Source organism: Candidatus Synechococcus spongiarum, from assembly GCF_900047545.1.
Classification (GTDB): domain Bacteria; phylum Cyanobacteriota; class Cyanobacteriia; order PCC-6307; family Cyanobiaceae; genus Synechococcus_B; species Synechococcus_B spongiarum_C.
On sequence record NZ_FITM01000028.1, the window covers coordinates 1 to 5,606 of the forward strand.

The following is a 5,606-nucleotide window of genomic DNA, read 5'->3' on the forward strand; positions in this document are numbered from 1 at the left end:
CGGAATGGGGCTGGTCACATCCACGTGCGCCACCTGGGCGGCGGCATGAACACCTGCATCCGTACGCCCGGCCGCCGTCACCACCCCCTGGAAGCCAGGCTGAAGCTTGGCCACTGCCGCCTCCAGTACGGCCTGGACGGTGGGGCCATGGCGCTGGCGCTGCCAGCCATGGTAGGCGGTGCCCTCATACTGAAGCAGCAGGGCCAGGCGGTGCGTCTGAATGCCTTCAGACCAGTTCGATAATGGCCATTTCCGCGTTGTCCCCCCGCCGCTGTACGGTGCGGGTGATGCGGGTATAGCCACCGTTGCGGTCCGCGTACCGCTCGGCCACCTTTTCAAAGAGCTTGTGGACAAGATCCTTGTCGTACATGTAGCCCAGGGCTTGCCGCCGTGCGGCCAGACAGCCGTCCTTAGCCAAGGTAATCATGTGCTCAGCTTCCTTGCGCAGGGCCTTGGCCCGCGCTTTGGTGGTGGTGATGCGTCCACTGCGGAGCAGTTCCGTGGTCAGGCCACGCAGGAGAGACTTGCGCTGATCAGCAGGTCGGCCAAGTTGGGGAACGCGGCATCGGTGTCGCATGGCTGCTGGTCCAGTGGATTACGAAGGGTAAGGGCGCCGCACCATCACGCCTTGGCGCGGCTTTTGGGGAGGGAGACGCCAATGCGCTCCAGGGCTTCAATCACCTCGTCGGCAGACTTGGCCCCAAAGTTCTTGATCTCCAGCAGGTCTTCATAGCTGAAGGTGGTCAGGTCCGATACGGTGTTGACCTGAGCGCGCTTCAGACAGTTGTAAGCCCGCACGGAAAGGTTGATCTCTTCAAGGGGAACCTGGCTTTCTGCAGAGGTTTCAGGCTCCTCCACCTCCTGCTCGGGAAGGCCCAGGCTGGCCAGGGGCTGGAACAGGAGGATCAGTTGATTGGCAGCCTGGGCAATGGCATCGTCAGGGCTGATGGAGCCGTTGGTGGTGATCTCCAGGCGCAGCTTCTCGCTGGCGGAGCCCCCTTCCCCCACAGCACTCTCGTCGACCGAGTAGATCACCCGACGCACAGGCATGAAGACCGCGTCGATCTGCAGGGTATCGATGGAGTCCACGCCTTCATTGAGACGGTCCGCTGGACGATAGCCCATGCCGCGCTCCACGTGGAGCTCCATCTCCAGGCTGTGACCTTCAGCCACCGTGGCAATGTGTTGGTCGGGATTCACCACGGTTACCTGGGGAGAGAAGTGAATCTGGCCGGCGGTCACCTTCGCCGGACCTGTCACCAGCACCCGGCCGATTTCCACGGCTTCAGGGCCACGGCTGCTGACCACAAGCTCCTTGGCGTTGAGAAGGATGTCGAGCACGTCTTCGCGAACACCAGGGATGATGGCGTATTCGTGGTTGGCGCCTGCAATCCGCACAGTTGTGACGGCACTGCCCTCCAGACTCCCCAGAAGGGTTCTTCGTAGAGCATTGCCAAGGGTGATGCCCTGACCCCGCTCAAGGGGGCCGATCACAAATTCCTGGGTTTGGGACTTGTCGTCTCCAATGGTGATGTCAGGGGCCGGTTCAATCTGGAATTGGAGCACGGTCCGTGTCCGGATAGGGGAGAGGAACAAAATTCAGACGCGGCGCCGCTTGGAACGGCGGCAGCCGTTGTGGGGCAGAGGGGTCACATCTTTAATCAACGTGATTTCCAGCCCCACTGTGCTTAAAGCACGAATAGCAGTCTCACGGCCTGATCCAGGGCCGCGCACTTGCACTTCAATTTGGCGCATGCCTTGGTCAACAGCGCGGCGGGCCGCTGCTTCCGCGGCGGTCTGGGCAGCAAAAGGCGTGCCTTTGCGGGCCCCCTTGAAGCCGCTGGCGCCAGCAGAAGACCAGGCAATGACTGCACCAGACGTATCGGTGATGGACACGATGGTGTTGTTAAAGGTGCTCTGGATGTGAGCGACCCCATTGGGGACGTTCCGCTTCACCTTTTTGCTACCGCTTTTCTTGGCAGGCTTGGCCATGGCTTAGGAGGCTGTTGAGGATAAAAGGACGTTGGATCTAGGCATTTACTTCTTCTTGCCAGCCACGGTCTTGCGCGCCCCACGCCGTGTCCGGGCATTGGTGCGGGTGCGCTGACCCCGGACGGGCAGGTTCATGCGATGGCGGCGACCTCGGAGACAGCCAATGTCTTGAAGTCGCTTGAGGGCAATGCCCTCCTGCCGCCGCAGATCTCCCTCAACGGTGTAGTCCTCCACTGCGGTGCGCAGCTTCTGAACATCATCGTCTGTCAGATCCTTTGCCCGGGTGTCAGGGTTAATCCCGGTGGTGGTCAGGATTTGCTGGGACCGAACAAGGCCGATGCCGTAGATGTAGGTCAGGGCGACTTCCACCCGCTTATCTCGGGGGATGTCGACACCAGAAATCCTTGCCAAGATGAAGTTCTCCTCTAAAAAGAGCGTGGTTGATGGGACAGAGACAACAAAGCCATGGTGGGCACGGGGTCCATCAGCCTTGTCTTTGCTTGTGTTTGGGGTTGACGCAAATCACCATGACCCGCCCATGGCGGCGGATGACTCGACACCTCTCGCACATCTTCTTGACAGAAGCGCGAACCTTCATGGGTTGCCCTCAAACGTGACCAAAGCCAAACGAAGACTCTAGCATATTGCATGCTCGCCCTGTTGGCACTCATTCAGGCTGTTGGCCATGCGGGTGGCCACCTCCCGGACACTGCCCAGCCCATCGACACACTTGAGCAGTCCCCGCACCTGGTAATGGGCGTTGATGGGCTCCGTTTGCCGGGCGTAGATCTGTAGCCGCTTGCGCACCACCGCCTCAGTGTCGTCGGAGCGCCCACGGATGAGAAGCCGTGCCACCAGTTCCTCTTCATGAACTTGCAGTTGCAGGGCAACCTGTAGCGGTTGTCCCAGATCAGCCAGGAGGTCGTCCAGCATGGCGGCCTGGGTCGAGTTGCGGGGAAATCCATCCAGCAACCAGCCTTCCCGATGCAGGGCGAGGCGGTTGCGCACGATGGCCAGCACCAGGTTGTCGCTCACCAGGTCTCCCCTGTCGAGCACAGCCTTCACCTGTTGTCCCAAAGTGCTCTTAGTGGTCACCTCCGCCCGCAGCAAATCACCGGTGGAGAGATGCAGCAGACCCCTGGCTGCCGCCAGCAGCTTGCATTGGGTGCCCTTCCCGGCGCCAGGAGGGCCAAGAACAACGACTCTTTCTCTCATTGCCTGACCATGCCTTCGTAGCGCTGGGAAATCACACTGGTCTGCAGTTGCTTGGCCGTTTCAATGGCCACACCCACCAGAATCAGCAGGGAGGTGGCGCCCAAGCCCTGCAACACACCGGTCCCCGTGAAGGAGTAGACCACATTGGGGATGATGGCAATCAGGCCCAGAAAGGAGCCGCCAATCAGGGTGAGTCGATTGATCAAACCAGAGAGGTAGGTTGCGGTTGCAGAACCTGGTCGGACGCCGGGAATGGCCACACCCTGCCGCTTCAGGTTCAAGGCCATGTCCGTGGGATTCACCACCAGGGAGGCGTAGAAAAAGGAAAACCCAAAAATCAGGAAGAAGTAGGTCAGCCCATAGACCCAGCCCGTGGACAAGGGAAGTCCCGGAACGGTGAAGGTGGGGCTCAGCCATGTGGCCAGGTTCACCAATGCCGCATTGCCCGTGAAGTTGGCCAGGGTGGCTGGCAGGAACAACATGGCCGAGGCGAAGATGATGGGCATCACACCGCCAGAGATGAGTTTGAGCGGCAAGTAGCTTTGCCGCTCCGGCAGGACGGCCACAACGCCAATCTGACGACGGGCCGAGACAATGGGGATGCGCCGGCTGCCCTCTTGTACGGCCACGATGGCTACCACCATGGAGAGTGCCACCGCCACCGTCACCACGATGGGGAAGATTTTGCCGGTTTGGGCCTCGCGAATGATGTTCTGCAGAGTGATGGGCAAAGAGGCAGTGATGTTCACGAAAATCACCAGGGACGCCCCGTTGCCAATGCCATTCTCCGTAATGATCTCGCTGATCCACATGACCACCATGGCTCCCGTGGTCAAAGCCAGACCGGTGGAGACAATAAACACGGTCCCGTCCAGATCGCCGTTGGCAAAGCCCCTGAGGTAAAGGGAAAAGACCAGCGCTTGGAGGCTGCCCCACCCCAGCGCCACATAGCGGGTGATCTGAGCCAGTCTACGGCGACCTGCTTCTCCTTCGTCTTTTTGCAGGGTTTCCAGAGAGGGGAGAGCCGCCGTCAACAACTGCATGATGATGGAGGCGTTGATGAAGGGCAAAATCCCCAAGGAAAACACCCCACCGGGCGCGCCGCCGGTAAAGATGCTGAGCAGGCCGATCAACTGGCCACCCCCCAACTGATTCTGCAGTTGGGACACGTCAAGACCAGGGATCCAGATGTAGGCCCCCAACCGAATCAGTAATAACAGGCCGAGGGTGACCAGGACACGTCTCCTCAAGTCGGGAGCCGTCACAATCTGGGTTAATGTTTCGCTGGTGGTTGGGGCTCTGCCCTGGCTAAGGGTCATCCGCTGGGAGTGGTGGTGGAACTGACGACATGAGTCTTGCGGTAAAGGAGCAGGGAGGCTGCCCTAAGGCTGGTCCCCGGAGATCTTGCCGGGGCGCGCCCACTTGCTGCGACCGGGCAGAACATCACAGGCACCGCCAGCCGCCAGGATTTTTTCACGGGCTGTCTTGCTGAATCCATGGGCCTTGCAATGGAGCCTGACCTTGAGATCCCCGTCCCCAAGAACTTTTAGCGGAGCAGAGTTCTTGCCCACGATCCCTGCTGCCCTCAGGGAGGCGAGAGTGACCTCGCTCCCGTCCGGCAAGGCGGACAAGTCCCCCACGTTCACCACCGTGAACAGCTTGGGATTCACCACGGTGAAGTGCTTCAGCTTGGGGATCCGCCGGTAGAGGGGCATTTGTCCCCCTTCAAAACCGGGGCGGGTGGGACGCCCTGAGCGGGATTTCTGGCCACGCATGCCAAAGCCGCAACTGGCCCCTTGACCGGCGGCAATGCCGCGCCCCTTGCGGTTGCGGGGTCGGCGGGATCCAGGCTGGGGCTGAAGGGTGTGGAGATGGACGGTCATGGCCAGAAGTGGGGGGTCAGGAATACATTTGCTGGAGAGGGATGCCACGCTCCTTGGCAGCGGCCTTATGGGTGCGCAGGGCACCAAGGGCCATCATGGCGGCACGGGCATTGTTGAGGGGGGTCTTGGAGCCGAGGCGCTTGGCCAACACGTTCTTGACACCCGCCAATTCCAGAACAGTGCGGATGGATCCGCCGGCAATCACGCCCGTACCGGGTGCGGCGGGACGCATCAGCACACTGGCGGCGCCGTCACGGCCCAGGGCCACGGTGGGAAGGGAGTTGCTGGAGGTGAGGGGCACCTTCACCAAGTGCTTTTTGCCGTCAGCCACGCCTTTGCGGACAGCGCCAATGACGTCGCTGGCCTTGCCCACACCCACACCCACCTGACCCTTCTCGTTTCCCACCACCAGGATGGCGCGGAAGCTCATTTTCTTGCCGCCTTTCACGGTCTTGGACACGCGGCGAATCTGCACCACCCGCTCCTGCCATTCGGAGTCCCGCTCCTCACGGCGGG

General features: G+C 61.0%; 9 protein-coding genes and 1 pseudogene. All 10 read right to left on the reverse strand.

All coding sequences use genetic code 11. The features are described from left to right. Window positions 1-303, reverse strand: a pseudogene (locus FLM9_RS01135) (hypothetical protein); the annotation flags it as partial. After that, complete coding sequence (gene rplQ / locus FLM9_RS01140) at window positions 227-577, reverse strand: 50S ribosomal protein L17 (protein ID WP_074456874.1); 351 nt, start codon at window positions 575-577, stop codon at window positions 227-229. The gene rplQ and the pseudogene FLM9_RS01135, both read right to left, overlap by 77 nt. A 44-nt stretch (window positions 578-621) precedes the next feature. Next, entirely contained in the window at window positions 622-1,566 is a 945-nt protein-coding gene (locus FLM9_RS01145; RefSeq protein ID WP_074456875.1) for a DNA-directed RNA polymerase subunit alpha, read from the reverse strand. A gap of 33 nt (window positions 1,567-1,599) precedes the next feature. Then, window positions 1,600-1,992 carry a 30S ribosomal protein S11 gene (gene rpsK, locus FLM9_RS01150; protein WP_074456876.1) on the reverse strand — a complete coding sequence of 131 codons (393 nt, stop codon included), beginning with the start codon at window positions 1,990-1,992 and terminating at the stop codon, window positions 1,600-1,602. Window positions 1,993-2,037: 45 nt separating this feature from the next. Continuing rightward, window positions 2,038-2,403, reverse strand: a complete 366-nt coding sequence (gene rpsM / locus FLM9_RS01155; protein WP_074456877.1) for a 30S ribosomal protein S13 — start codon at window positions 2,401-2,403, stop codon at window positions 2,038-2,040. A 73-nt stretch (window positions 2,404-2,476) separates the two neighbouring features. Next, the gene (gene rpmJ, locus FLM9_RS01160; protein WP_074456878.1) at window positions 2,477-2,590 is read right to left on the reverse strand and encodes a 50S ribosomal protein L36; all 114 of its coding nucleotides are present in this window, start codon (window positions 2,588-2,590) and stop codon (window positions 2,477-2,479) included. A 38-nt stretch (window positions 2,591-2,628) separates the two neighbouring features. Then, entirely contained in the window at window positions 2,629-3,207 is a 579-nt protein-coding gene (locus tag FLM9_RS01165; protein ID WP_074456879.1) for an adenylate kinase, read from the reverse strand. Continuing rightward, window positions 3,204-4,526 carry a preprotein translocase subunit SecY gene (gene secY / locus FLM9_RS01170; RefSeq protein WP_074456880.1) on the reverse strand — a complete coding sequence of 441 codons (1,323 nt, stop codon included), beginning with the start codon at window positions 4,524-4,526 and terminating at the stop codon, window positions 3,204-3,206. Before secY ends, FLM9_RS01165 begins: the two co-directional genes overlap by 4 nt. Before the next feature lie 63 nt (window positions 4,527-4,589). After that, window positions 4,590-5,090: a 50S ribosomal protein L15 gene (rplO, locus tag FLM9_RS01175; protein WP_074456881.1), complete on the reverse strand. Its 501-nt coding sequence runs from the start codon at window positions 5,088-5,090 to the stop codon at window positions 4,590-4,592. A gap of 16 nt (window positions 5,091-5,106) precedes the next feature. Further along, the coding region (gene rpsE, locus FLM9_RS01180) for a 30S ribosomal protein S5 (protein WP_074456882.1) at window positions 5,107-5,606 on the reverse strand (500 nt) is incomplete at its 5' end.

What these genes read in the sequence shown, in the direction of transcription:
- rplQ (WP_074456874.1), bottom strand. Translation starts at nt 577, where the DNA reads ATGCGACACCGATGCCGCGTTCCCCAACTTGGCCGACCTGCTGATCAG.
- rpsK (WP_074456876.1), bottom strand. Translation starts at nt 1,992, where the DNA reads ATGGCCAAGCCTGCCAAGAAAAGCGGTAGCAAAAAGGTGAAGCGGAAC.
- rpmJ (WP_074456878.1), bottom strand. Translation starts at nt 2,590, where the DNA reads ATGAAGGTTCGCGCTTCTGTCAAGAAGATGTGCGAGAGGTGTCGAGTC.
- FLM9_RS01165 (WP_074456879.1), bottom strand. Translation starts at nt 3,207, where the DNA reads ATGAGAGAAAGAGTCGTTGTTCTTGGCCCTCCTGGCGCCGGGAAGGGC.
- secY (WP_074456880.1), bottom strand. Translation starts at nt 4,526, where the DNA reads ATGACCCTTAGCCAGGGCAGAGCCCCAACCACCAGCGAAACATTAACC.
- rplO (WP_074456881.1), bottom strand. Translation starts at nt 5,090, where the DNA reads ATGACCGTCCATCTCCACACCCTTCAGCCCCAGCCTGGATCCCGCCGA.